Here is a 25,986-nt window from a genome sequence, read left to right on the forward strand (position 1 = left end):
GAGTCCGATGGAACCGACCCTGCCGCTCTTCGACGAGGGGCCCGCCCGCCCACTCGCCGACCGCCTGCGCCCCACGCAGCTGAACGAGGTCGTCGGGCAGGACCACCTCCTGGCCCCCGACGCCCCGCTCGGCCGCATGGTCACCCAGCAACGTCTCGGCTCCGCCGTCCTGTGGGGGCCGCCCGGCGTCGGGAAGACGACCATCGCCCGGCTCCTGGCGGACGGCAGCAACCTGACCTTCGAATCGGTGTCGGCCACCTTCTCCGGCGTCGCCGACCTGCGGAAGGTCTTCGCCGCCGCACGAAACCGGCGGAGCATCGGACAGGGCACCCTGCTGTTCGTCGACGAGATCCACCGCTTCAACCGCGCCCAGCAGGACAGCTTCCTGCCCTACGTCGAGGACGGCACGATCGTCCTGATCGGCGCCACCACGGAAAACCCGAGCTTCGAACTCAACGGCGCCCTCCTCTCCCGCACCCAGGTCCTCGTCCTCAAGCGCCTCGACGAAGCCGCACTGTCCACATTGCTCGACCGCGCCGAGCAGCTCACCGGCCACCGGCTACCCCTGGACGACGACGCCCGCCGCGCCCTGATCGCCATGGCCGACGGCGACGGCCGCTACCTCCTCAACATGACCGAACAGCTCCAAGCCCTCCCGGACACCGGGACACCCCTGGACACCACCGCGCTCGCCCACCACATCCAGCAGCGCGCCCCGCTCTACGACAAGGCACAGGAGAGCCACTACAACCTGATCTCCGCACTGCACAAGTCGATGCGCGGCTCCGACCCCGACGCGGCCCTGTACTGGCTCGCCCGCATGCTCGACGGCGGCGAGGACCCGCTGTACGTGGCCCGCCGGCTGGTCCGCTTCGCCGGCGAAGACATCGGCATGGCCGACCCGCACGCGGTCCAGCAGACGCTCGCCGCCTGGGACGTCTACGAACGGCTCGGCTCCCCCGAGGGCGAGCTGGCGATCGCCCAGGCCGTCGTCTACCTAGCCACCGCCCCGAAATCCATCGCCGTCTACCGCGGCTTCGGCGCGGCACATCGCGCCGCCCGGCGCACCGGCTCACTCACGCCGCCCGCCCACATCCTCAACGCCCCGACCCCCCTGATGAAGGACCTCGGCTACGGCAAGGACTACGAGTACGACCCCGACACCGCCGACGGCTTCTCCGGTGCCGACTACTTCCCTGGCGACATGGACCGCGAGACCTACTACCAGCCCACCCAAAACGGCTACGAGGTCGAGATCGCCGAGCGCCTGCGCCGCTGGGCCGCCTCGCGTGCTCGCCGTCAACGCGGCTGACCGGACGACTGCCACCGCCTGCTGCCCGTTCACGTGGGCGCGGTTCCGGTCCGGTCGGCTATGCTTTTCGGCGATGATCACGGGGACGGCATCGCGCCACACACGGATTGGCGACCCCGTGTTCTGCTGAGCGCCGTCCGGGTCGATGCCGGCCCGCTCTCCGATCGAGGATCCAGCGCTGTCGCGCGGGCTCCGCCTCCGTCGTGTCGATCACCGGCTTGACACATCAACCACGACCGGAGGATTCATGCCCACCGAGAACCTGCAGATCCCCACCACGGACGGCCAGGCCGACGCCTTCGCCGCCTTCCCCGATGACGGCGAGCGGCATCCAGGGGTGCTGATGTACGCGGACGGCTTCGGCATCCGGCCCGTGGTCCGGGAGATGGCCCGCGAACTGGCCGGGCACGGGTACTACGTGCTCGTGCCCAACTTCTTCTACCGGCACGGCCCGGCGCCGGTGATCGAACTCCCCGAGTACATCGGAGAAGCGGCCCGGCCCGCGGTCTTCGCCCAGCTGATGCCGTTGATCGAGGCGCACACCGCCGAACGTGCCTTGCGCGACGCCGACGCCTACCTCAGGTTCCTCACCAGCCGGCCCGAGGTCGCCGCCGGACCGGTCGCGGTGACCGGCTACTGCATCGGCGGCCTCCTGGCGGTCCGCACCGCCGCGGCCCACCCCGGCCAGGTCGCCGCCGTCGCCGGATTCCACGGCCCGGTGGGCGCCGACGGGCCCGAGAGCCTCGCCAAGCTCACCGCCCAAGCCCACTTCGGCCACGCCGAAACCGATCTCACCCCCGAGGCTCTCCACGAGCTCGGCCAGGCCCTCGAAACCGCGGGCATCGACTACACCTCAGAGATCTACCCCGGCACCGTCCACGGCTTCACCATGGCCGACACCGACGCCTTCGACGCCGCCGCGCTGCAGCACCACTGGGACAGCCTGCTCCGCCTTCTCGACCGCGCCTTGGCCGCCGGCTGAGACTCCTCGTAGACCGCATCTGAACAGACGCCGTGTCGACAAGTCGGTTCCGGCGGCGACTGCCGCCACGCCGAGCAGAAAATCGATAGGTTGACGAGGACTGTCGATCGCGGCCGACGTCGTTCGACGCGTAGCCGAAGGCACGATCACCGGCTGACCAGACACCAAGGACACTCCATGACCGAACTGAGCACCGACCAGGTCCGGCGAGCGATCGTCGAACACACCCGGCGGCTGGCGGAGTCCGCCGCCGAGGCCGGACCGGACGCCGCCGTGCCGACGGCTCCCGGGTGGACCGTCGCCGACCTCGTCGCGCACGTGGGCCAGACCCAGCACTGGGTCGCGGAGATCATCGAGCGGCGCATCGCCGATCCCGCACAGCTGCCGACGGAGATGGCCGTGGTTCCCGCCGATCCCCGCGAGTGGCAGGCGTGGCTCACGGAGTCCGCGCAGCGGTTCGCCGGCGCGTCCTCCGATGACGCGCTCGACGCGCCCGTCTTCAACGCCGCCGGGGACGAGCGGTCCGGGACGCGCTTCTGGATGTCCAGCATGCTCAACGAGGCGGTCGTCCACGGCTTCGACGCCGCCGGCGCCGCGGGTCGCCCGCTCGACGTCGACGCGGACATCGCCGCCGCGCTCATCGGCAACCACCTCACGATGCTCACCTCCCCCACCTGGGAGCTGCAGCGGCCCGCGTCCGCGCACGCCATCCGCGGCACCGGGCAGACCCTGCAGTGGCGGGCCACCGACACCGCGGACGGCGTGGGCGCCTGGTTCGTCGAACGGCGGCCCGCCGGGGCGACGTGGGAGCACGCAACCCGGCCGGCCGACGTGACGGTGACCGGCCCGGCACGATCGCTGCTGCTGATCCTGACCAGACGCATCCCGTTCACCGACCGCGAAGCCACCGACATCGGCATCGACGGCGACACCGGCCTCGCCCAGCACTGGCTCGACAACACCGCGCACGTCAGCGGCTGACCGGCCAGGGCGAGCCGCGGATCGGCTCAGGCGGACCGCGTGGCGGGTGGGGTCGCGGCGATCAGCGGGGTGAGCGCCTCGCGCAGGATGTCCGGCCCCTGCTCGGTGAGCACCGACTCGGGGTGGAACTGCATCGACCGGAAGTGCGGGCCGCGCAGTGCGTGTACTTCACCGGTGACCGGGTCGGCACTCACCTGGATGCCCGGCGGCGCGGGCGCGAACGCGGCGAAGGTGTTGTAGAAGCCGACCTTCCGGGCGGTCCCGAACAGGTCGATCTCCTGCTGCAGGCCCTGGTGGGGCACCGCCCGGCGCACCACCTCGAGCCCCAGCCGACGGCACAGCACCTGGTGCCCGAGGCAGACGGAGACGAACGGGCGGCCCTCGGCGAGCAACCGGTCGGTCAGCTCCCCCAGCGCCCTGATCTTGGGGTGGGCGTCGGCCCGCGGGTCGCCCGGGCCCGGACCGACCAGCACCAGGTCCGGGCCGTCCGGGCCGTCCAGGACGTACGGTTCGTCGAACCGGCGGACGGTCACGTGCAGGCCGAGCGCGCGCAGCTGCAGCGCGAGCATGGCCGTGAACGTGTCCTCCGCGTCGACCACCAGCACGCGGTGGCCGGTCAGGAACGGGTCCCCCACGGCGCGGACGGCCGGATCGGCCAGCCAGAACGACCCCAGCAGGGCGTTCCGCTTGGCGAGGGCCCGCACCACCGCATCGTCCGCCCCCAACCGCGGTCTCGGACCGGGTCCGGCAGCACGCCCCGCGGTGCGGCTGGGCGCGGTGGCACCCGGCTGGATCGCGGCGAGCAGCGCGGCGACCTTGGCGGTGGTCTCGGCCACCTCCGAGTCCGGGTCGGAGTGGCGGACCAGGGTCGCGCCGACGGCGATGCGCAGGGCCCCGCCCGCGTCGATGTCCGCGGTGCGGATGAGGATCGACGAGTCCAGCGTGTGCCGGCCGCGGCCGTCCCTGCCGAACAACGCGAGCACGCCGCTGTAGTAGCCGCGGCCGCCCGGCTCGTACTTCGCGATCACCCGGCACGCGCTTTCCAGCGGGCTGCCGGTCACGGTCGGCGCGAACATCGTCGCGCGCAGGACGTCGCGGACGTCCAGCCCGCTGCGGCCCTCCAGCAGGTACTCGGTGTGCGCGAGCCGGGCCATTTCCTTGAGGTAGGGGCCGACGACCCGCCCGCCGCGGTCGCAGATCGCGGCCATCATCTTGAGCTCTTCGTCGACGACCATGTAGAGCTCCTCGGCCTCCTTGCGGTCGGCGAGGAAGCGCAGGGTCTCCGGGACGGTCGGGCCCGCCGGCGCGTAGCGGTAGGTTCCGCTGACGGGGTTCATCACCACGGTTCCGTCGTCGAGGGTGACGTGGCGCTCCGGGGTGGCGCCCACCAGCGTGCGCGACCCCGTCCACACGACGAACGTCCAGTAGGCGCCGAGCTCACTGCCGAGCAGGCGCCGGAAGATGGTCAGCGCCGCCGCGGGCGAGTAGCCCTCGATCGTCGCGACGAACGAGCGCCGCAGCACGAAGTTGGCGCCCTCCCCCCGCCCGATCTCGTCGGTGACGACGCGGCGCACGAGCTCGGCGTACTCCTCGTCGCCGAGGTCGAACCGGCCGCCGGTGACCTCGAGCGGGGTGTCCGGCACCAGCGCGGCCACGTCCTCGCGGGACACCGACTCCTGCGTGGTCACGGTCATGGCCAGCAGCGGGGTGCCGTCGTCGGACACCGCGAACCCCCGCTCCGCGATCTGCCGGTAGGGCACCAGGACCAGCAGATCGGCGCGGGTGTCGCCGCCGGGGGCCGGTTCGGCCGCGGGCAGCGGCAGACCGGCCAGGTCCGCTACCTCGGCGACTTCGCCGAGCAGCACGTCGACCCGGTCGGCGTCCCCGGTGTGCGGGCGGTGCAGCAGCGCGAAGGCCGGCGCGGCGCCGGCCACGATCCTGGCGAGCGCGGACTGGGCCGGGGCGTCGTGCACGATGGTCTCCTTACCGATCCGGCCCGAAAGCAGGCCGGCCCCCCACGCAGCACGTAACCGTTGCCGCGAAGCCATTCGGCCGCAACTGTGGTCGGATTGGTGACGATCGACTCAGTACGCCGAACCGGGCCGTGACCGAGACGGTGGCGCGCCGGGCACGGGACCGGCCCGCGCACCGCCGCACCACCGTCCGGGTCACGACCTACTGGTCCGCACCCCGGCCGTCCACATCGGACGCCACCGCGGACCAGTCGTCCAGTCGCCACACGCAGCCGGTGCCGGCCTTGGCCCGGACACCGTCTTCGGACATCTCGAACTCCCCGAAGTCGACGACGTAGAGCGCGCCGTCCGGGCCGAACGCGACGTCGATCGGCCGGTGCAGGGGCATCCCGACGGGAATCCGGTGCGTGCTCCAGTCCACCGGGTCCACCCGCAGCAGGTACCGCCCCACGGCGGGACCGCCCCCCGGCAGGCACATCGGGGCCTCGTCGCCGAACAGCGTGACGACGAGCTGGCCGGCGAAGCGTTCCGCGTCCGCGGGCACCACGGCGAACTTCGTCGCCGCCGCGTGCGGCTCGAACTCCACCAGCGGGCGTTCCGGCGGCGGCAGCTCGTCGTGGTTGGCGAGCACGAACGACGGCGCGGCACCGCGTTCGGGCCGGAACCGCGGTGCGGTGACCGGTTCGCCGCCGACGAAGTCCGGCCAGCCGTACCAGGCACCGGGCCGGATCTCGAGCAGCAGGTCCGGCACGTTGCCGATGGGCCTGCTGCCGCGGTCGTCCGCACCCTGGTCCAGGGCCAGCAGCCGCCCGTCGGGCAGGAAGCCGAGGCCGAAGGCGTTGCGCACGCCCCAGGCCACCAGTTCGAGCCCGGTGCCGTCGAGCTCGCACCGCAGCACGGCCGCGGTGCACGGCAGCTCGGCGGCGATCCGCTGCCCGGCGGTGGTCGGCGTGCCGAACTGCACGAACGCACCGGTGGTGGCCTGCTCGCCCGGCAGGTCCGGCAACGGGTTCGACGTCACCGCGTCGTCGCCGGTCAGGACGATGTCCAGGCCCGGGACGTCGTGGGCGTGCGGCAGCCGGCGCAGCCAGCCCATCTCGTAGGCGTCGAGGCCGATGACCGCCAGGTTCGCCATCGCACCCTGGCCGAAGTAGAGCTTGCGGTCCGGGCCGACGACGGCCGTGTTCGTGTGGTAGTTGCCGGGGCCGGGCATGCCGTCGACGATCGTGGTGCGCGAGCCGTCCGGGTCGATGCGGGTGATCCGCCCGGCACCACCCTCGGACACGTAGAGCCGTTCCTCGTGCCAGCACAGCCCGGTGACGGGCCCGGCGAGCCCCTCGGCGAACAGCGTGCGTTCCGGACGGCCCGGCCTGGTGTCCAGCCGCCAGACGCGGCCCCCGGCCGGGGCGCCGCCGAACGGGAGTCCCGACTCGGCGACGTAGATCCGGCCCTCGTCGTCGAAGGCGATGCTCGTCGGGAACTGCAGCCCGGCGGCGACCACGGCCGGCGCGGGCTGCGTCCGCCCCACGGTGGCGGTCATCGCCTGCCGCCCTTCTCGGTCGGGAGGCGGTAGGCCACGATCTCCGCGCGCTGGTCCGGGGTGAACGGCCAGCCGCTGCCCGCGATGACGTAGTCACCGTTGATCGTCACCGGCGCGTTCGCCGCGGCGGGGAGCTGGGTGGTCCAGACCTCCGCACCGGTGGCGGTCCGGAGCGCGTGGACCTTCCCGTCGAACGTGGTGGTGAACACCAGGTCGTTCACGACCGACGCGGCGCCGTAGTCCGAGGCGGGGAACGGGTGGCTCCACTTGACCCGGCCGGTCACCAGGTCGAGTGCGACCAGCTCACCCGTGCCCTGGTCGAACGGAGCGAACTCCGGCGAGCCCGTCTGGGAGACCCAGGTCGCGCTGTAGTTGTTCACCGCGGCGTAGACCGTGGTGCCGTCGACCGCGATCGGGGAGATCACGCCGCCGAGCACACCGGGGAACACCTCGACCGGCAACTGGGGCAGCTTGTCGAACTCCCCGTTCATCGCCAGCAAGTTGTCGTTGTCGTGGCCGTTGTGCTTGCCGACCGGCGTCTTCCACAGCATCCGGCCGTCGGTCACGTCGAACTGGAAGATGTAGCCGGCCTTGCCGGAGCCGATGACCACCGGCCGGCCCGCCGCCGTCGTCAGCACCGGCGAGTTCTGGAGGTCCCAGTCGTAGATGTCGTGCGGCAGGACCTGGTTGTGCCACAGCACGCGGCCGGTCGCGTGGTCCAGCTTGACGACCGAGTTCGTGTAGAGGTTCGGGCCGGGCCTGCTCGAACCCCATGGGTAGTTCTCGGCGCCGAGGAACGGCGCCGGGTTGCCGACGGAGACGAACAGGTCGCCGCGCTCGTCGAAGCTCGGCGGGTACCAGATGCCACCACCGGAGTTCAGCTCCGGGTGCCCCCACAGGTCGAGCGGGACGGAGTTGAACTGCCACTTCGTCTGCCCGGTTTTGGCGTCCAGCGCCCAAAGCACGCCCGCGCCGCCGCCGCCGAAGAAAGCGTCCGCGTTGCCGGGGCCGGTCGAGATGTAGACGGTGCCGCGGTCGACGCCGGGGGCCATGTTGATGCCCTCGTTGTCGTTGCGGATGAGCCGCTTGCTCCAGAGCTCCGTGCCGGTTTTCGCGTCCAGCGCGAAAGCGGTCGAGGTGGTCGCGGCGTAGACCCTGCCGTCGACGACGTTGACCCCGTTGGGGCCGTTGATGGTCGAGTTGTACATCTTCGTCCACAGCACCCGGCCCGTCGCCAGGTCGATCGCGTAGACGTTGGAGTCGAGGTCCTGGGTGTACACGGTGCCGCCGACCACGACGGGAGTCGTGGCGTAGACGCCCGGCCACCGGTCCGGCGGTGCGGGGGTCCGGTTCGCCACGCTCCACGCGACCTGGAGCGAGCCGACGTTGTGGGAGTTGATCGGACCGCTGACGTGCCGGGTGTTCGACTTGTCGGCGTTCGGGGCCGACCACGTCGAGCCGACGACGCAGTCGCGCGGGATCACGCTCGATTCCGCTGTGGCGACAGGGTATCCGCCGAGCACGAAGAGCGCGCCGACGGCGATGGTGAGAGATAATCGGCCAGCGGACCGACCGCCGCGGTTCCGGCGCAAGCGCATGGCAAGACCCTCCAGTACTGGTGTTTCGGTCGAGCCAGCAGCCCGGCCGCCCCCACCCCAGGGACCGTACCCACGCGCACTCTGCAGTGGTTCTTCCGTCGTGCCCCACTGCGGGAACGCGACAGCCCGGCCGGAGCCGTCTGCACGGCCCCGCCGGGCTGCCACCGTTGTGCCGCGCCGCGAACCTGCCGCGGGCGCGGGCGGGTCACTCCTCGCCGAGCAACGGGCGCACCTCGACACCGCCGTCGACGATCGGCACGAACTTCGCGATCTCGACGGCGTGGTCCAGGTCGCGGGCCTCGATGACGAAGAAGCCGGTGAGCTGCTGCTTGACGTCGTGGAAGGGACCCTCGGCCACCGCGTCCCCGCGGACGGTGCGGGCCTCCGACGTCGGGGCGGCGGCGTAACCGGCCACGATCTTGCCGCCGGTGCCCTCGACCTTGCCTTCGACCTCGCCGTGCTGCTCGAGGATCTCCGGCGGAATTTCCTCGAACGGAATCTCCTTGTCGAAAATCAATACGGCGAACTGGGCCATGATTGGTTCTCCTTCTGGTTCGGCGATCCGGTAAACGAGTCACAGACACCATACAACGAACGACAGCGGACCAACCGCACCCGGGGGGTGATTTCGCCGATATGGGTGCGCCGCAATTGCGGCGCATTACCGCCGGATTCCCCGGTGCGCATCTTCGGCGTTGCTCTTGTCCGCGCCCGGTCGCCGCTCGCGGGCGGCGAGCGTGTCGCACTGGCGAAGAGGACAGCGACCCGCCCGGCGGTCATCGTGGATTACGGCCCGTGCCCCGGAATCGCGACGCGGGGCGACATCGTGGCGAAAGAGGACTGACACGTGACCGAGCAGCGAGACGTCTTTTCCGATCTGGCCGCGGAAGCCGGCGAAATGGACCAGCTGCTGTCCGGACTCGACGAATCCCGGTGGGCGCTGCCGACACCGGCACCCGGCTGGACGGTCGCCCACCAGATCGCCCACCTGGCTTTCGTCTTCCGCCTTGCGGGCACCGCTGCCGCGGATCCGGAGGCGTTCGCCGTGGCGACCGCCGGGGCCGCCACGGACTTCGACGCGGCCGTGAACGCCGCGCTCGGGGAATTCCTGCCCGGCCCGGCCGAGGTGCTGTTCGCGCGGTGGCGCGACGAACGCGACACCGCGCTCAAGGCCCTCGCCGCCGTGCCCGGCGACCAGCCGGTGCCCTGGCTGGTGCGGCCGCTGCCGCCCGCCGTGCTGGCCTGCGCGGGGTTCATGGAACTGTTCGCCCACGGGCAGGACGTCGCGGACGCGCTCGGCGTCGACCGTGCGCCCACGGACCGGCTCTGGCACGTGGCCTGGTTCGCCACGCTCGTCCGGGATTTCGGCTACGAGGCCCGGGGGCTGACGCCGCCGGCCGACCCGTTCCGGTTCGAGCTCACCGCGCCGTCCGGGACACTGTGGACGTTCGGCCCGGCCGGCGCCGCACAGCGGATCACCGGGCCCGCGGCGGACTTCTGCCTGCTGGCGACCAGGCGACGGCACCGCGACGACCTCGCGCTCGTCGCCGAAGGCGCGGAGGCCGACCACTGGCTGGACATCGCACAGGCCTACCGCGGGTCGCCCGGCTCGGGGCGTGCCCCCGGCCGGTTCGCCCGCCGGTAGTCCTCCGGTGCCACCCCTGCCGGGCCGCGGCGAAGGACCACGCCGCGGCCCGGCACGACCGATCCGTAACCGGTTCGACAAGGAATGTGGGGTACCGCAACGATGGTGATCGTGATGGCGCCGGACGCTGCGGCCGCGGATGTCGACGCGGTCGTCGCGCTCGTGGAATCGACCGGTGGAGAAGCGTTCGTCAGCCGCGGCGTGACCGGGGTCTACGACCCGGTCAGCGGCCGGGAGCAGGCCAGGGTCAGCCGGGTCGTCATCGGCCTGGTCGGTGACGTGGACCAGCTCGAGGCACTGAACCTGCAGGCGATGCGCGGCGTCGCCAAGGTCAAGCGGATCTCGACCCAGCACAAGCTGGTCAGCCGCGAGCACCACCCGGAGCGGTCGGTCGTCCACGTCGGCGGCGTGCCGATCGGTCCGGACACCGTGACGTTGATGGCCGGGCCGTGCGCGGTGGAGACGCCGACGCAGACCCTGGCCGCCGCCAGGATGGCCAAGGCGGCCGGCGCCACCGTGCTGCGCGGCGGTGCCTTCAAGCCACGCACCTCCCCGTACGCCTTCCAGGGGCTCGGCGAGCGCGGGCTGCGGATCCTGTCCGACGTGCGGGACGAGGTCGGGCTGCCGATCGTCACCGAGGTCGTGGCCGTGGAGGACGTGGCGATGGTCGCGTCCTATGTGGACATGCTGCAGATCGGCACCCGCAACATGCAGAACTTCTCGCTGCTGCAGGCGGTCGGCGCGGTGGGCAAGCCGGTGCTGCTCAAGCGCGGCATGAACGCCACCATCGAGGAGTGGCTGATGGCCGCCGAGTACATCGCCCAGCGCGGCAACCTCGACATCGTGCTGTGCGAACGCGGCATCCGCACGTTCGAGACCGCGACCAGGAACACGCTGGACATCTCCGCGGTACCGGTCGTGCAGCGGCTGTCGCACCTGCCGGTGATCATCGACCCTTCGCACTCCGGCGGCCGGCGCGACCTGGTGCTGCCGCTCAGCCGGGCCGGCGTGGTCGCGGGCGCCGACGGCCTCATCGTCGACGTGCACCCGCAGCCCGATCTGGCCCTGTGCGACGGACCGCAGGCGTTGACGGCCGGCGATCTGCAGGAGCTGTCCCGCAGCGTGGCCGAGCTGACCGCCCTCATGGGCCGTCGCATGGCAGGCCACGCCCGGCACGAGCGGCGGCGGCTCGCCGGCTGACACTCGCCCCGGCCGGGCGGGGATTCCTCCCCCGGCCGGGGCTTCCTTCGGCATCCGCCCGGCGCTCCGGACCCTCGGCCCCGAGCGCCGGGCGTTTCCGTGCCCGGGCGACGGGCTCACGACGGGCACCATACGACGGAAGGCGCGTCCCGGACGTTCTACCGTCCTGAACGCGCCTTCCGGCGTTCGCACGCCGCCGCGTCACCCCGCGAGGCCGTCGTCCGCGACGTCGAAGTGCGCCTTGGTCAGCTCCCGTTGCGCCTTGGCCGCGAGGAACACCGCGAAGCCCGCGTGGGTGTGCAGCATCGACAGGTCCCGCCACGTGCGTTCGAGGCGCTCACCGTGGCGGACCGAGCTCGACCCGGCGGTCGGCAGCAGGTGTCCCTCCACGGCGTGCCAGCACAGCTGCACCGACTGCCTGCTGATGCCGGCCAGCCGCATCTCCAGCTCGGTGGTGAACGCGTCGGGGCCGGCGGCGCAGGCGTCCCGCCACTGCCCGATCGCACCGAGGACCGCGGTCTCCGCGGTGGCGATCATCCCGGTGGCTTCGCCGTACCAGTACTGGTAGTCCGTGTCGTGGACGCGGCCCACGACGGGCGGGAACAGCGTGGTCCGGGTCCGCATCAGGTGCTCGTACGCGTCGAGTGCGCCCTTGGCGATGCCGACGGCGAGGACGGCGCTCTCCAGGTTCATGAAGCTCAGCGGGCCGCCGCCGTACTGCGGGTTGCCGTGCAGCCGCAGCCCGGGGGTGCCGTCGGCCACCGAGAACTGGCTCAGGTGCCCGGGAATGGTGAAGTGGTCCGGGATCCACCCGTTCTCGATGGTGATGCTGTGCGAGCCGCTGCCGCGCAGGCCCAGCTGGCCGCCCCAGTCGTCGAGGCGGCGCCAGACGCTGCGCGGCGCGATGAACGCCATCGGCTCCGGCGGCGCGCCGTCACCGGCCGCCACGAGCGTGTGCCCGACGAAGTGGGTGGCGTACGGGGAACCGGAGCAGTAGCCCCAGGTGCCGTTGATCACCCAGCCGCCCTCGGCGCGCTCGGCCGTGCCGGACGGCATGATCGTCGACGGCGCGATGAAGTCGCCCGCCGCGAAGACCTCGTCCTGCGCCCGCTCGGGGAAGATCGTGGCCACCGCCAGCGCGTGCGCGGCACCGAGGGTGTACATCCAGCCCGTCGACGGGCAGCCGCGGGTCAGCGCGACCGCCACCCGCATGAAGGTGTCCGCGCCGAACTCGTAGCCGCCGTAGCGCCGGGGCACGAGGATCCGGTAGAAGCCGGCCTTCCGGAAGGCTTCGTGGGTGTCGAGCGCGTAGAAGGTGCGCTGCTCGGTCTCGGCCTGGCGCTCGACAAGGGCGGGGATCATCGCCTCCGCACGAGCCACGACCTCCGCCGGGGTCAGCCCCGGTTCCGGAGGGAGCGGAAAGCCGCGCTCGGGAAGACTCGCCGCGAAAGCCATGGGACAGCACGCCCTTTCCCTGTCATGCCGATGCGAGGTCAGCGTCCCATTCCGGCGTCGGCGACCGCATCTCCGGAATTGCCGGTCGCCCGCCCGCCGGACGCGGCACCAAGCACGGCGGGAGACGTGCCCGCCTCCGCCCAGCGCCGACGATGAAAACCGATACCGACGCGCGCCCGCGCCGGGTGCTCCCGCACGACTGGAGGTCCCATGGGGTCCAGCGCCGCAGACCGTAGCCCGCGCACCGTCATCGACGTCCTGCTGTCCGAGTACCCGTTCCCGGGCTTCCTCGAACCGGTCCGGCAACGGGCCGCGGAGTTCGAGCGGGCCCACCCGGAGTACCAGGTCGTCATCCGCGGCTGCTACTACGAGGACCTTCCCACGCAGGTGTCCACGGAGGCACTGGCCGGGAAGCCGCCCACGATCGCGTCGTACTACTCCGGCGCGAGCCAGCAGGCGATCGACACGGTCACCGCGGACGGCAGGCCGGTGTTCACCCCGGTCGCCGGGCAGATCGGCGACCGCACCGAAATCCTCGGCGAGCCGGTCATCCTCGACGACCTCGTCGACGCCTGCCGCGACTTCTACCGGATCGGCGGCGAGATCGCCGCCGTGCCGCTCACGCTGTCCACGATGTTGCTCTACACCAACACCGCGATGCTGCACGCGGCCGGCATCGACACCGTGCCGTCCACCTGGGACGAACTGAGCGCCGCGTGCGCCGCGGTCGCCCGGCTCGACGGCGGGCCCGCCCACGCCATCACCTGGCCGATCGACGGCAAGCTGTTCCAGCAGGCGGTCGCCCTGCAGGGCGGCCTGTTCCTCGACAACGAGAACGGCCACGCCGCCAGGGCGACCACCGTCGACCTCACCTCCGCCGAAGTCATGGCCTACGTCGAGTGGTGGCGGGAGCTGGCGCAGCGGGGGCAGTACGTCTACACCGGGAAGTTCGAGGACTGGCTCGGCAACGGCGCCGCGTTCGCCGAGCAGCGCGTGGCGTTCCGCGTCGACTCGTCGTTCGCGATCAACTTCATGTCCGGCGACCCGGCCGAACCGCACGTGACGGTGAGCATGCTGCCCTACAACGGCCGCACGGCGCCGGCGGGCAACTGGATCGGCGGGGACGCCATGTGGCTGGCCGACGGCCTCGACCCGGTCACCCGCGACGGTGCGCTCGCGTTCATGCAGTACCTGAACAGCCCGCGCAACGCCGCCGAGTGGCACAAGGCGAGCGGTTCCACCCCGGTGACCAAGGGCGCCGCCGCGGTGCTGGAGACCGAGGGCTGGTTCGCCGCGCACCCGGTGCACCGCGTCGCCACCGGACAGCTGGAGCGGACCGACCGCTCCCCCGGCTCGAGCGTGCCCGTGTTCCCCGGCTCCCACGGCATCCAGACCGCGATCATGGCGGCCATGGAGGACGTGGTGGTCCGGGGTGCCGACCCGCTGGCCCGGTTCACCCGCGCCACCGCCGAAGCGCAGAAGGCCCTGGACCACTACAACGCCACCTGCCTCGGCGAGGGCCCGCGCGATCCCGGCTGGCTGGTCGTCGGCACCTGAGCGCCCGGCGCCTCCGGGCGGCACGACGAAGAAGCTCCTCCGGGACCCGGTCCCGGAGGAGCTTCTTCGTGCCGGCCCGCCGCTACCGGACGGAGGCCAATGACTGCCGGACCGGACCCTCGACGGGGCGCTGGGCGGTGTGGTAGAGCCACCACTGCACCAGCATGAGGTCGACGACCCAGCCCACCCAGCGCGCGAACTCCGCCAGGTAGGTGAAGTCCATCTGGATCTGGTAGCCGATCACGATCTGCGCGGCGAAGAGACCCCACACGTTGTTCATCACCAGCGCGAAGCTGTACAGCATGAACTTGCGGTGCAGCGCGAAGCGGCCGGTGCGCGCCGCCACGAACGCGACGATCGCGGTGACGATCCACAGCGTCGTGGACATGGTGACGCCGACCTTCCCGACCGGCGGGGCGAACGGCATGATGATCAGCCCGCACACGCCCCCGACGACGGTCGCCGTGACGTAGACCCGCCCGGCCACCCGGTGCACCGCCGGGTGCTGCCGGCGCAGCCAGGGCCACACCGCCAGCGTCACCGTCACCATCGCCACCGTGCCGAAGACGATGTGGGAGATGAGCAGGGGGTAGTAGGCCGCGAAGCCGTCGTGCGGCGGGACCGGCGCCATGCTCTCCGGGGTGCCGACGAACGGTTCGACCTGCAGGTACAGGAAGGCCGCGGTGACCAGCCACAGCGGGATCATCCAGGGGCGGCGCCAGAACGGCTTCGCCGCCTGCGCCCCTCCTGTCCGCTGCCGGGGCAGGTCGTCGGGCTCCAGTACCGGTGGGCGGACGTGCTCCATCTCCTGTGTCACGATGTGCTCCTAGCGTGTGGGTTCGGGGGGGTGGGCCAATTTCGTCTACTGTGGACTGAACACCTCGGTGACCGCGGGCGACCGCGATCCGCCGAGCAGAGCGCGGAAACCGGCCGCGATCGCCTCGTGACCGCGCAACGGGCGCACGGTCAGCCAGGCCGCCGTCCCGCCGAGGAACCGGTCCTCCTCGGCGTGGTAGCGGTCGTAGAACCGCTCCTCCCCCTCGGCGGCCACCGTCTGCTGCTCCACCGCCGGGGTGAAGAAGAACTCCGGCTGCGGGTCGGTGAGGTCCGGCAGCTCCGGCACCGCGTCGGTGTGGGTGTAGCCGACGAGCACCAGCTGCCCGAGCTCGGCGGCGAACCGCGCGTGGACGGCGCCGATGAGCCGGTCGTCGCCGGTGAAGTCCACGCACACGGCCGGCGCGAGGACCGCGGCCGACCCGAGCTCGTCGTAGCCCGCGACCGCGTCGTAGCAGCCCAGTTCGCGGACGAACCCGACGTGGCGGGGCGAGGTGAGCCCGACGGTCGGCAGGCCGGTGTTCCGCGCGAGGTGGGCGAGCCCGATCGCCGTCTTGGCCGACGCGGCGGTCACCAGGAGCGACTTGGCCCCGCGGCCGACGTGCCCGGCGACGAAGTCCGCCAGGTTGAACGACGCGGGGAACACGGGGCGGAACACCGCGCGCCGGTCGTCGAGCTCGTCCGGCTCGCCCACGCGCTGGAACGTCCGGTACCAGGTGGGCAGGAACCGGCGGCGCGGCTCGGTGTCGAGGAGGCCGCGCGCGGTCGGGGCCACGGGCACCACGTGGTGGGTCGCCATCGGCACGAAGCCGAAGAACCGCTCGCCCTCGGCGACGCCGGGGTGGCGCGACTCCACGACCCGGACGAACGCCCAGACCGGGACCCGCCCGTAGCCGTCGGGTGCGGGGAACGCCGACCAGAACGGCAGCTCGGCGTCCCCCAGCCGGGCGTAGGTGACGTTGTTCATGGTCAGCGCGAACTTCTCGACCGCGAGCCGCACCTCGCCCGCGCCCAGCGCGACCGCCGGCGCCTGCCGGACCTCGCTCACCGCCAGGTCGTCCTTGGCGGTCAGCAAGTCCCAGCTGTCCACTGTGGTCATCTCAACTCCCTCAGGGGACGATCTCCAGCTGCGCCATCATCCCGAGCGAGGAGTGCTCGAGGAAGTGGCAGTGGTACACGTACTTGCCGAGGAACCCGGTGAACGTGGCCTGCACCCGCACCGACCGGCCGGCGGGCACGATGATCGTGTCCTTGCGCCCGGCGTCCTGGGGCAGCGCCGGATCGCCACCCCGGTCCAGCACCCGGAACTGGGTCATGTGCAGGTGGAAGTTGTGGTCGATCGGGTCCGTGTTCACCACGTGCCAGATCTCCGTCGCGCCGTAGCGGACCTGGAAGTCGACGCGGTCCGGGTCGAAGGGCCGGTCGTTGACCCGGCCCTGGGGGTACCCGGTCTCGTCGGCGCCGAAGCCGAGGGTGACCTCGCGGGTCACCGTGGCGGGCGGCAGCGCGGGGAGCACCCGCAACCGGTCGGGGACCCTGCTGGTGTCGGCCGCCGTGCGCACCACGTCGAACCGCAGCACCGGACCACCGGTGGCGTCGGCGAGGACGAGCTGGGTGCCGACGGGGTACCGCGAGAAGTCCACGACGACGTCGGCCCGCTCGCCGGAGCTGAGCACCAGCTCGGTGCGGTGCAGCGGCGCGGGCAGCAGGCCGCCGTCCGTGCTGATCTGGACCAATTCGGCCCCATCGAGGCCGAGCCGGAAGTTCCGCTCGTTCGCGGCGTTGAGCAGCCGGAACCGGTACTTGCGCGCGGCGACCTGGAAGTGGGGCACCGGCTTCCCGTTGGCCAGGAAGGTGGTCCGCTCGGCCGGGTCGCCGTCGCCGAAGAGCTCGCCCGTCGACTCGAACAGCGCGTCGCGGAGCATGATCGGCACGTCGTACTGGCCGTCGGGCAGCCGCAGCGTCTGCTCCCGCGGGTCGTCGATCAGGTAGAACCCGGCCAGGCCGTGGTAGACGTGCGCGGCCTCGAGGTGGTGGCTGTGGTCGTGGTACCAGAGCGTCGCACCGGGCTGCTGGTTCAGGTACTCGTACGTCCGCGTGCCACCCGGCTGGATCACGTCCATCGGGTAGCCGTCGTGCTGCGCGGCGACGTGCCCGCCGTGCAGGTGCACGTTCACCGGTTCGGTGGTGGTGTTCCGGTAGGTGACCAGCACCCGCCTGCCACTGGTCGCCCGGATGGTCGGGCCGACGAACGAGCCGCCGTAGGTGAGCGCCGGGGTGGTGAGGCCGGGCAGGATCCCGACGTCGGCGGCGGTGATGTCCTGCCGGTAGACATCGGTGTCCGATGTGGACGACACCGGCCGCAGGACCGGCGGCACCGGCATGGTGGCCTCGAACCGTTCCGCGCGCACCCCGGCGGTGGCGAGCGACGTCCCCGCTTTGGGGGTCGCGTGCCCGTGCGGGTGCGGCACCGGTTCCTGCGCGTCGGCCAGCACCGCGCGGGTGAGCGGGAGCAGCACTGCGCTACCCGCGGCCGCGCCGCCGATCGTGAGGAAATGCCGTCGTTTCATCCCTGCTCCTGTTCGTGCACCGGGTTCCCGGTCGCCGGCGCGGTGGGCTCGCCGGGGGGGTCACGAGACCATCGGCCAGGACACGCGATCGGCGCAGTGCCCACGCGGCGGGACGACGGCCTCGGACCCGTTGTGCTCCATGGGAAAGCGACCCGGTCCGAGTTCCCCCACTCTTGCACCGGCGATCCGGCCGGACATCTTGTCGATTGCCTGGTCGGCGCACGTCGCGAGAAACCGGGACCGGTTCCCGGTGGGACGATTGTCCCCGCGACACCCCTGAGACAGCCGCCCGGAGCAAGTGACGATAAGGAAGTAACCGATGACCGATCGGGACGTCCCGAGCGACGGGCCCGGCACGCGGCCGAGCACCCGCCCGCTGACGGGCGACGAGTACATCGAGAGCTTGCGCGACGACCGCGAGATCTACCTCTACGGCGAGCGGGTCAAGGACGTCACCACGCACCCGGCGTTCCGCAACCCCACCAGGATGGTCGCCCGGCTCTACGACGCGCTGCACGACCCGGCGAACCGGGACGTCCTCACCGCGCCGACCGACGCCGGGGGTGGCGAGGGCTACACCCACCGCTTCTTCACGACCCCGCACAGCGCCGACGATCTCGTGAAGGACCAGCAGGCGATCGCCGCGTGGGCGCGTATGAGCTACGGCTGGCTGGGCCGCAGCCCCGACTACAAGGCGTCCTTCCTCGGCACGCTCGGCGCGAACGCGGAGTTCTACGCGCCGTTCTCCGACAACGCCCGGCGCTGGTACAAGGAGTCGCAGGAGAAGGTCCTGTACTGGAACCACGCGATCGTGCACCCGCCGGTGGACCGCAGCCGGCCGGCGGACGAGGTCGCCGACGTGTTCGTCCACGTCGAGAAGGAAACCGACTCCGGTCTGATCGTGAGCGGCGCCAAGGTGGTCGCCACCGGGTCGGCGCTGTCGCACTACAACTTCATCGCGCACTACGGGCTGCCGATCAAGGACAAGAAGTTCGCGCTGGTGGCCACGATCCCGATGAACGCGCCGGGGATGAAGCTGATCTGCCGCACGTCCTACACCGCGCAGGCCGCGGTGATGGGCAGCCCGTTCGACTACCCGCTGTCCTCCCGCCTCGACGAGAACGACACGATCCTGGTGCTGGACAAGGTGCTCGTGCCGTGGGAGAACGTCTTCATCTACGGCCACCTCGGCAAGGTGCAGCTGTTCACCGGCCGCTCCGGGTTCCCGGAACGGTTCACCTTCCACGGCTGCACCCGCCTCGCGGTGAAGCTGGAGTTCATCGCCGGCTTGCTGGCCAAGGCCGTCGAGATCACCGGCACCAAGGACTTCCGCGGCGTGCAGAGCCGGCTCGGCGAGGTGCTGGCCTGGCGCAACCTGTTCTGGGGGATGTCCGACGCCGCGGCGCGCAACCCGGTGCCGTGGACCGACGGCGCGGTGCTGCCGAACCCGGACTACATGCTGGCCTACCGGTGGTTCATGCAGATCGGCTACCCCCGGGTCAAGGAGATCGTCGAGCAGGACATCGCCAGCGGGCTGATCTACCTCAACTCCAGCGCGGAGGACTTCAAGAACCCGGAGATCCGGCCGTACCTCGACAAGTACGTGCGCGGCTCGAACGGGATCGACGCGGTCGAGCGCGTGAAGGTCATGAAGCTGTTGTGGGACGCCGTCGGCACCGAGTTCGGCGGGCGCCACGAGCTGTACGAACGCAACTACGCGGGCAACCACGAGAACACCCGCGTGGAGCTGTGGAACTCGCAACTGGCGGACGGCAAGGTGGACGGCTACAAGGCGTTCGTCGACCAGTGCCTGTCCGAGTACGACCTCGACGGCTGGACCGTGCCGGACCTCTCCTCGTTCGACGACCTGCGCAGCCGCCGCAACGACCTGCTCAACGGCTGAGGCGGGAACGACCCGGAAAATGCCACCGCCCCCGCCGGATTCCGGCGGGGGCGGTGGCTTTCGGGGGTTTGCGCGGCGGTCACGCGAAGGCGGAGACGACCTTGTCGCCGATGACGGCCACCTGGCGGACCGGGTTCGCCCCGGACACGATGCCGATGGCGGTGTCGATGCCCGCCTCGCCGAGCCGGTGCAGCTCGTCGGTCAGCTCGCCGGCGCCCGTGCCGTCCTCCCCGACCGCGAACGGGAAGATGCACGTCTTTTCGATCGTGTCGTAGTCGCGGCCTTCCTCGGCGCAGAGCGCGCGGAGCAGGTCGAGCTTCTCCGCCAGGTCCGGGCCCGGGTAGACGTTGCAGGCGTCGGCGTGGCGCGCGACCAGCCGAAGGGTCTTCCGGCCACCGCCGCCGAGCATGATCGGCGGGTGGGGGCGGGACAGGCTCTTCGGCTCGATCAGCGGCCGCGCCAGGGTGTGGTGCCGTCCCTCGAAGGGCCGCTCGTCGCCGCGCCAGAGCTGCAGGCAGATCTCGAGGGTCTCCTCGAGCATGGTGAACCGCTCGGTGAGCGACGGGAACGCGAACCCCATGCCCGCCGCCTCGTCGGCGTCCCAGCCCGTGCCGACGCCCAGCACCGCCCGGCCACCGGAGAGGACGTCCAGCGTCGTCACCATCTTGGCGAGCAGCGCGGGCGCGCGGAAGTGCACGCCGGCCACGATCGGCGCGAGCCGGCACCGCCGGGTGTTCGCCGCGATGACGCCGAGCGTGGTGAAGCACTCCAGCTGCGGCATCTCCGGCCCGCCCGCGTGCGGGCCCTGCCAGACGTGGTCGCCGACGCCGATCAAGTCGTAGCCGGCGGCGTCGGCCACCGTGGCGATCTCGGCGACGGTCCGGCCCATCGCGGCCGGCCCACCGTCCCAGCCGAACTCCCCGAGCTCCAAACCAACCTTCATCGCACTGCCTCCCAGCGTAAGCCGGTCTCCATCGTGGCCGCGGCGGTCCCGCCGCGGCTTCTCCGCTCGTGCGCCGTTCCCGGGTCGTCACCCTCGGGATGCGAGTGGTCACCGAGATGCGCACGGTGAGAGATGCCGCTCGCGGGACGGGCACGGGACGATCACGTATTCACGCGAAAAGAAACCGCCGCGACGAGGACACCGAGGGCAGCCGGACCACCCCGTCCACCCCCGGATCGGGGCCTCCCGCCGTGGAGACCCGCTCGAGCACCGGTACCGGCTCCCGCGACGTGGACGGGCGCGGCAACGCGAGAACAGAGAGAGGACTCAGCAGATGACTACCGACGCTGTACCGGCCACGGCCGGCAGGCGGGAATGGACCGGCCTCGCGGTACTGGCGCTGGCCGCGTTGATGACTTCGTTCGACCTGTTCACCTTGCTCCTCGCCCTGCCGCACGTGAGCGCGGACCTGGGCGCGGACGGCATCGAGCAGCTGTGGATCGTCGACATCTACGGCTTCGTCGTCGGCGGGTTCCTCGTCACGATGGGCGGTCTCGGTGACCGGATCGGCCGCCGGAAGCTGCTGCTGATCGGCGCGGCGGTCTTCGGCGTGGCGTCGGTGATTTCGGCCTACGCACCCAACCCCGAGCTGCTGATCGCGTCCCGGGCGCTGCTCGGCGTCGCGGGCGCCACCCTGACGCCGTCGACGTTGTCGTTGGTCGGCACCATGTTCCGCGACGAGAAGCAGCGGGGGCTCGCGATCGGCTTCTGGGCGAGCGCGTTCACCATGGGAGCCATCCTCGGGCCGATCGCGGGCGGCATCCTGCTGTCGCACTTCTGGTGGGGCTCGGTGTTCCTGATCGGCGTCCCGGTGATGGTGCTGCTGCTCGTGCTGGGCCCGATCGTGCTGCCGGAGTACCGCAACCCCGACGCCGGACGGCTGGACCTGGTCAGTGCCGTCATGTCGCTCGCCGCGATCCTGCCGCTCGTCTACGGCATCAAGGAAGTCGCGAAGTACGGGTTCGCGCCGCTGCCGACGGCCGCCATCCTCGTCGGCGTGGCGTTCGGCGTCCTGTTCGTGCGCCGCCAACGGCACCTGACCGACCCGCTGCTGGACCTGAAGCTGTTCAGCATCACCGAGTTCCGGGTCGGGCTGCTGGCCCTGTTCGCCTACAGCACGCTCACCGGCGCGGTGATGCTGCTGATGACCCAGTGGTTCCAGAACGTCGCCGGGCTCTCCCCGCTCCAGGCCGGTCTGGCGCTGCTGCCCGGCATGGCCGTGTCCGCACTGGGCACGACGGTGGCGCCGGTCGTCGCCCGCCGGGTCCGGCCCGCGACGCTCATCGCGGGCGGGCTGTTCGTCGTCGTGCTGGCCCTGCTGTGGTTCACCCAGGTCGGCACGGACACCTCGTCGGTGGTCCTGGTGATCGCCTTCGCCCTGTGGTGCCTCGGCGGTACTCCCCTCCTGTCGCTCGGCATGGGTCTCGTGCTCGGCGCCACCCCGCCGGAGAAGGCCGGGGCCGCGTCGGCGATTCCGCAGGTCGGCAACGAGATCGGGGCCGCGCTGGGCTTCGCCGTCCTGGGGACCGCCGCCACCGCCGTCTACCGCAGCCGGATGACCGACGCGGTACCGTCCGACGTGCCGTCCGCCACCGCCGACGCCGCCCGCGAAAGCGCGGCCAGCGCCCTGACGGTGGCCGACCACCTGCCCGGGCAGGTGGTCGCGGCGGCCCGCGACGCCTTCACCGCCGGCATGCACCTCGTCTCGGCGATCGCGGCCGTGCTCCTGGCGGCCGCCGCCGTGCTGGTCGCGGTCAAGGTCCGGCACGTGCCCCCGCTCGGCGCCGGCGCCGCACCGGCCGAGGAGACGGCGGCCACACCGGCGGACGACCAGACAGCCGAGGTCGTCTGACCGCTCGGCACCGAAGCGGCACTTTCACAGTGAAAGTGCCGCCTTCGGCGTGTTCAGGCACAACCACGGCGCGGACCGGTGGGATCCCGCCGGTCCGACAAAGTGGAGGTAGCGATGAGTGAAGTTCAATCCGGCGTGGCGGTGGATCGCCGCGAAGGGGCGGTCGCCGCTGTGGCGGCTTCGGCGCAGCGCGAGGCGATCATCGGCGAGCTGGGGTCGCCGATCGGGCGGACCTACGGGCAGTACTGCGGCGTGGCGCGGGCGATGGAGGTCCTCGGCGAGCGCTGGGCGCTCCTGGTCGTCCGCGACCTGCTGGTGTCGGCGAAGACGTACGCCGAGCTGCTGCGCGGGCTGCCGCGGGTGCCGGCGGACATCCTTTCCTCGCGGCTGCGTGAGCTCACCCGGACCGGCGTCGTGCGTGAGCGCCTGACCCCGGCCGGGCCCACGGTCTACGAGCTCACCGAGGCCGGGCTCGGCCTGGAGGACGTCCTGCTGACGATCGGCCGGTGGGGTGCCGGGCTGCTCGACGTCCCGCGGTCCGACGAGATCGTCACCGTCGACTCCCTGGTCATGGCCCTGCGCACGACTTTCGTCCCCAGTGCCGCCGGCGACACCCGCGTCACCTACGAGGTCCACTTCGGAGACATCGTCCTGAACGCTTCGGTGGCCGACGGCGCCGTGCGCGTGGCCGCGGGCCCGCTCCCCGGCGCCGACCTCGTGCTCGAGGCAGGCACGTCGCTCAAGGACCTGCTGACCGGCGACCTCACCCCGGCCGGCGCGCTGGCCACGGACCTCGTCCGGATCAGCGGCGACCCCGCGCTGCTGGATCGGTTCGCGGAGATGTTCCGCATCTTCCCCCACGGCGGGAGCTGAGTCCGCCCCGCAGCCGAAGAACCGCACGACGAAAGCGGGCCCGTCCGGATCGGACGGGCCCGCTTTCGGGTACCGGGGTTGCTGTTACGCGTCCTCGGCCGGGGGGATGTTGTTGTTCACGCGGAACACGTTGGCGGGGTCGTACTCGCGCTTGACCGCACGCAGCCGCGTCCAGGTGGCCTCGGGGTACGCCTCGTGGATGCGCCCCTCGCGGACGTTCTCGAGGAAGTTCACGTACATGCCGGGCACCCCCTTCTGCAGCGCGACGGTGAGCTCGTCGACCCAGCGGTGGTGTTCCTCCGCGGTCTCGAGGTCCTCGAAGATGGCCGCCAGGTTGATCATGACCTGGCGGTCGCGGTGCGCGAAGGCCGTGGCGTCGGCGGGCACGCGGGACGCCGCGCCGCCCAGCACCCGGATCTGCACCGCGGCCATGTCGGCCGTGGACGCGGCGATCCGGTCCAGCATCAGCACCGCGTCGTCGAGGTCGACGGTGTCCATGAAGAGGTTGCGGGAGGCGGCGATCGGGTTGAAGTCGTCCTCCTCCGGGTAGAGGCCGGGCAACGGGATCGTCTCGATCATGTCGGCGATCGGGGTGTCCAGCGCCCGGAACGGGGCGATCGCCTCGTCGGCGGCCGGTCCCTCCCCCGCGTAGGCCATCGTGGCCAGGATGACCGGCGTGCCGACCAGCTCCTCGGGGATGAACGGCATCGGCGGCGCGTTGAAGATGTTGAGGATGCTGGTCAGCTCCTCCGGCGCCTCGTGCGAGAGCTTCACGAAGCCGGCGATGTTCTCCGGCGTCGCCCGCAGCACCAGCAGGCCGCTCACGATCGTGTGCAGCTCGGTCAGCTCGTACCGCAACCGGGTCACGACACCGAAGTTGCCGCCGCCGCCGCGCAGCGCCCAGAACAGGTCGGGCTCGTGCTCGGCGTCGACGTGGTGCAGCGTGCCGTCCGCGGTGACCACCTCGGCGGCCAGCAGGTGGTCGATCGTGAGGCCGTACTTGCGGACGAAGTAGCCGATCCCGCCGCCGAGGGTGAGGCCACCGAGGCCGACGGTGCCGGTGTCGCCGAAGCCCAGCGCGAGGCCGTGCTCGTGGGCCGCGGTGGTGAACTCCCCCGCGGTCAGGCCGGTCCCGGCCCACGCCGTGCGCGTCTCGGGATCGATCTCCAGGTCGCGGAGGGTCGACAGGTCGAGCAGGATCCCGCCGTCCCAGACGGCGAACGGGCTGTGCCCGCCGCTCTTGACCGCCAGCGGCACCCCGCTGTCGCGGGCCGCCAAGACGACCCGCGCCACGTCCTCGACGCCCGCGGGCCGCACGACCACGGCCGGGTGCCGGTCGAGGCCGCCCAGGTAGATCGCGCGTGCCTCGTCGTAGCCCGGGTCGCCGCGCAGGAGCACCGCGCCCTCGACCTCGGCGCGCAACCGCGCGATGGGCACGGCACCTTCTCCGCCGGCCGGGTTCGTCTTCTCAGCCATGTGAGCAAATCCCCTCAAGTCTGGTGCAGCGATGGTGGGGGCCGGAGCACGCCGAACATCGCCATCGGCTCGAACCGCCTCCCAGTGTGGGGGCGCCGGGGCGCCGATGTCTTCTCGCAGCGTGCTTCACCCCGCGGCGAGCGCGCGGGCGGAAGGGCTTTCACGCGGCCGCGTGGTGACCCGCCTGCCCGGCGCCGTCGTCGAAGCCGCGCAGCACGTGGCGGGCGGCGGCGTCCAGGTCCCGTGCGAGCCGCCGGATCGCCGCCGGTCCCTCGGCGGCACCCGGCCCGCTGACCGCGGCCAGGACGTGGACGGCGTCGCGGGCCAGCCCGCACGCCGCGGCGAGGTCGTCCCGCACCCGCGCGGAGTCCGCCTCGGTCCAGTCCGCGCCGGCGTGCCCGTCCACCAGCGACGCGAGCCGGTCCGCGTGCTGCTCGGCCTCGTCGATCATGGCGAGCGCGTCCGTGGTCCGGGCGGGAACCGTCGCGTGGTCGGCCACCAGCCCGTCGAGGTACCAGTCCCACCCGTCGAGTGCCATGCCGAGGACGACGCCCACCGACGACGCGGCCTGCCCCGCCACCGCCGAAGTCCACTGTGCATACACAGTGGACAGTTCGACGACCCGGTGCGCGGGCACGAACACCCCGCGGGCCGCGGTGGCTGCGCCGCCGGTACCGGCCACCCCGGCCGCCGGCCTGGCCGCCGTGACCCGCAGGTCGGACCGCGGCAGCAACGCCGCCACCGGGAACGGCGCTCCGGCGGACGGCACGGCCAGCGCGACGACCACCTGCCAGTGCGCGTGCCACGCCCCGGCGACGAACTCCCACGCGCCGTCGACCACGAAGCCGTCCGCCACCGGCGTCGCCGTGGCGCCCGCGGCCGGCGTCCCGGACACCAGGACGCCGGGCGTGCCGAACACCTCGTCGCGCGCGCGGGCACCGAACACGCCCACGAGCCACGTCGACGCCCAGTGGGCGGCGGCGGTCCACGCCACGGCGGCGCCCGCGCGACCGAGCTGGGCCGCGACGCCGACCAGCGTCCGGCTGTCGCACCCGTACCCGCCGTGGCGCCTCGGCACCGGCGCGCGGAACACGCCGGCACCGCTCAGCACCGCCATGGTCTCGGCCGGCACCGGCCCGGCGGCCGGGAGCTCGTGGCCGCGCAGCACGGGCACGAGCCCGGCCACCCGGTCGACCAGCTCCGCGCGCGTCGGCACGTCCGCGTAGGGCATT

The 25,986-nt window shown here is 72.0% G+C and carries 20 protein-coding genes; 9 read left to right on the forward strand and 11 right to left on the reverse strand.

All coding sequences use genetic code 11. The annotated features are described in order from the left end of the window. Positions 1 to 7: 7 nt before the first annotated feature. The 3 genes from AB0F15_RS26335 (at position 8) to AB0F15_RS26345 (ending at position 3,275) form a co-directional block, all read left to right on the forward strand. Positions 8 to 1,312, forward strand: coding sequence for a replication-associated recombination protein A (locus AB0F15_RS26335; protein WP_360275447.1), 1,305 nt, complete (start codon positions 8 to 10; stop codon positions 1,310 to 1,312). A gap of 247 nt (positions 1,313 to 1,559) precedes the next feature. Continuing rightward, positions 1,560 to 2,294 carry a dienelactone hydrolase family protein gene (locus tag AB0F15_RS26340; protein WP_360275450.1) on the forward strand — a complete coding sequence of 245 codons (735 nt, stop codon included), beginning with the start codon at positions 1,560 to 1,562 and terminating at the stop codon, positions 2,292 to 2,294. A gap of 177 nt (positions 2,295 to 2,471) precedes the next feature. Continuing rightward, positions 2,472 to 3,275 (forward strand): maleylpyruvate isomerase family mycothiol-dependent enzyme, encoded by an 804-nt coding sequence (locus AB0F15_RS26345; RefSeq protein ID WP_360275453.1) that lies wholly within the window; start codon positions 2,472 to 2,474, stop codon positions 3,273 to 3,275. A gap of 26 nt (positions 3,276 to 3,301) precedes the next feature. On the opposite strand, the gene AB0F15_RS26350 is transcribed toward AB0F15_RS26345, so the two are convergent. The 4 genes from AB0F15_RS26350 to AB0F15_RS26365 form a co-directional block, all read right to left on the reverse strand. Next, a complete protein-coding gene (locus tag AB0F15_RS26350) occupies positions 3,302 to 5,248 on the reverse strand; it encodes an anthranilate synthase family protein (RefSeq protein ID WP_360275456.1) in 1,947 nt (648 codons plus the stop codon). Between the two features lie 202 nt (positions 5,249 to 5,450). Next, positions 5,451 to 6,788 (reverse strand): hypothetical protein, encoded by a 1,338-nt coding sequence (locus tag AB0F15_RS26355; protein WP_360275458.1) that lies wholly within the window; start codon positions 6,786 to 6,788, stop codon positions 5,451 to 5,453. After that, the gene (locus AB0F15_RS26360) at positions 6,785 to 8,272 is read right to left on the reverse strand and encodes a PQQ-binding-like beta-propeller repeat protein (protein WP_360275461.1); all 1,488 of its coding nucleotides are present in this window, start codon (positions 8,270 to 8,272) and stop codon (positions 6,785 to 6,787) included. The genes AB0F15_RS26355 and AB0F15_RS26360 overlap by 4 nt, the downstream gene beginning before the upstream one ends. 319 nt (positions 8,273 to 8,591) lie before the next feature. After that, positions 8,592 to 8,921: a YciI family protein gene (locus AB0F15_RS26365; protein ID WP_360275464.1), complete on the reverse strand. Its 330-nt coding sequence runs from the start codon at positions 8,919 to 8,921 to the stop codon at positions 8,592 to 8,594. A gap of 312 nt (positions 8,922 to 9,233) precedes the next feature. On the opposite strand from AB0F15_RS26365, the gene AB0F15_RS26370 reads away from it, so the two are divergent. Continuing rightward, positions 9,234 to 10,031 carry a TIGR03084 family metal-binding protein gene (locus AB0F15_RS26370; RefSeq protein WP_360275467.1) on the forward strand — a complete coding sequence of 266 codons (798 nt, stop codon included), beginning with the start codon at positions 9,234 to 9,236 and terminating at the stop codon, positions 10,029 to 10,031. Positions 10,032 to 10,145: 114 nt separating this feature from the next. Next, positions 10,146 to 11,231: a 3-deoxy-7-phosphoheptulonate synthase gene (gene aroF / locus AB0F15_RS26375; RefSeq protein ID WP_360275470.1), complete on the forward strand. Its 1,086-nt coding sequence runs from the start codon at positions 10,146 to 10,148 to the stop codon at positions 11,229 to 11,231. A 201-nt stretch (positions 11,232 to 11,432) separates the two neighbouring features. Here the strand turns inward: aroF and AB0F15_RS26380 are convergent, their stop codons facing one another. Next, on the reverse strand, positions 11,433 to 12,593 hold the full coding sequence (locus AB0F15_RS26380; RefSeq protein ID WP_360275472.1) for an acyl-CoA dehydrogenase: 1,161 nt from the start codon (positions 12,591 to 12,593) through the stop codon (positions 11,433 to 11,435). A 303-nt stretch (positions 12,594 to 12,896) separates the two neighbouring features. On the opposite strand from AB0F15_RS26380, the gene AB0F15_RS26385 reads away from it, so the two are divergent. Continuing rightward, positions 12,897 to 14,243: an extracellular solute-binding protein gene (locus tag AB0F15_RS26385; RefSeq protein ID WP_360275474.1), complete on the forward strand. Its 1,347-nt coding sequence runs from the start codon at positions 12,897 to 12,899 to the stop codon at positions 14,241 to 14,243. An 82-nt stretch (positions 14,244 to 14,325) separates the two neighbouring features. Here the strand turns inward: AB0F15_RS26385 and AB0F15_RS26390 are convergent, their stop codons facing one another. Genes AB0F15_RS26390 through AB0F15_RS26400 form a run of 3 tightly spaced genes read right to left on the reverse strand, consistent with a single transcriptional unit; the run spans position 14,326 to position 17,647 of the window. Beyond that, positions 14,326 to 15,060, reverse strand: coding sequence for a DUF2306 domain-containing protein (locus AB0F15_RS26390; RefSeq protein WP_360275476.1), 735 nt, complete (start codon positions 15,058 to 15,060; stop codon positions 14,326 to 14,328). 45 nt (positions 15,061 to 15,105) lie between these two features. Next, positions 15,106 to 16,176: a DUF2855 family protein gene (locus AB0F15_RS26395; protein ID WP_360275479.1), complete on the reverse strand. Its 1,071-nt coding sequence runs from the start codon at positions 16,174 to 16,176 to the stop codon at positions 15,106 to 15,108. Between the two features lie 10 nt (positions 16,177 to 16,186). Next, complete coding sequence (locus AB0F15_RS26400; RefSeq protein WP_360275481.1) at positions 16,187 to 17,647, reverse strand: multicopper oxidase domain-containing protein; 1,461 nt, start codon at positions 17,645 to 17,647, stop codon at positions 16,187 to 16,189. A 319-nt stretch (positions 17,648 to 17,966) separates the two neighbouring features. Here AB0F15_RS26400 and AB0F15_RS26405 point away from each other — a divergent pair, with 319 nt between their 5' ends. Next, on the forward strand, positions 17,967 to 19,550 hold the full coding sequence (locus AB0F15_RS26405; RefSeq protein WP_360275484.1) for a 4-hydroxyphenylacetate 3-hydroxylase N-terminal domain-containing protein: 1,584 nt from the start codon (positions 17,967 to 17,969) through the stop codon (positions 19,548 to 19,550). A 79-nt stretch (positions 19,551 to 19,629) separates the two neighbouring features. Here AB0F15_RS26405 and AB0F15_RS26410 read toward each other — a convergent pair whose 3' ends face one another. Next, positions 19,630 to 20,493, reverse strand: coding sequence for a TIGR03560 family F420-dependent LLM class oxidoreductase (locus AB0F15_RS26410; protein WP_360275487.1), 864 nt, complete (start codon positions 20,491 to 20,493; stop codon positions 19,630 to 19,632). Here AB0F15_RS26410 and AB0F15_RS26415 point away from each other — a divergent pair. Both AB0F15_RS26415 and AB0F15_RS26420 read left to right on the forward strand, forming a co-directional pair. Continuing rightward, positions 20,411 to 22,405 carry an MFS transporter gene (locus tag AB0F15_RS26415; protein ID WP_360275490.1) on the forward strand — a complete coding sequence of 665 codons (1,995 nt, stop codon included), beginning with the start codon at positions 20,411 to 20,413 and terminating at the stop codon, positions 22,403 to 22,405. The two genes, AB0F15_RS26410 and AB0F15_RS26415, sit on opposite strands and share 83 nt — an antisense overlap. Before the next feature lie 114 nt (positions 22,406 to 22,519). Beyond that, positions 22,520 to 23,278, forward strand: coding sequence for a winged helix-turn-helix transcriptional regulator (locus AB0F15_RS26420; protein WP_360275492.1), 759 nt, complete (start codon positions 22,520 to 22,522; stop codon positions 23,276 to 23,278). Positions 23,279 to 23,362: 84 nt separating this feature from the next. On the opposite strand, the gene AB0F15_RS26425 is transcribed toward AB0F15_RS26420, so the two are convergent. Next, on the reverse strand, positions 23,363 to 24,754 hold the full coding sequence (locus tag AB0F15_RS26425; RefSeq protein WP_360275495.1) for an FAD-binding oxidoreductase: 1,392 nt from the start codon (positions 24,752 to 24,754) through the stop codon (positions 23,363 to 23,365). Positions 24,755 to 24,914: 160 nt separating this feature from the next. Then, positions 24,915 to 25,985: an acyl-CoA dehydrogenase family protein gene (locus AB0F15_RS26430; RefSeq protein ID WP_360275497.1), complete on the reverse strand. Its 1,071-nt coding sequence runs from the start codon at positions 25,983 to 25,985 to the stop codon at positions 24,915 to 24,917. Between the last annotated feature and the right edge of the window lies 1 nt (position 25,986).

Source organism: Amycolatopsis sp. NPDC026612 (assembly GCF_040638285.1).
Lineage (GTDB): Bacteria > Actinomycetota > Actinomycetes > Mycobacteriales > Pseudonocardiaceae > Amycolatopsis.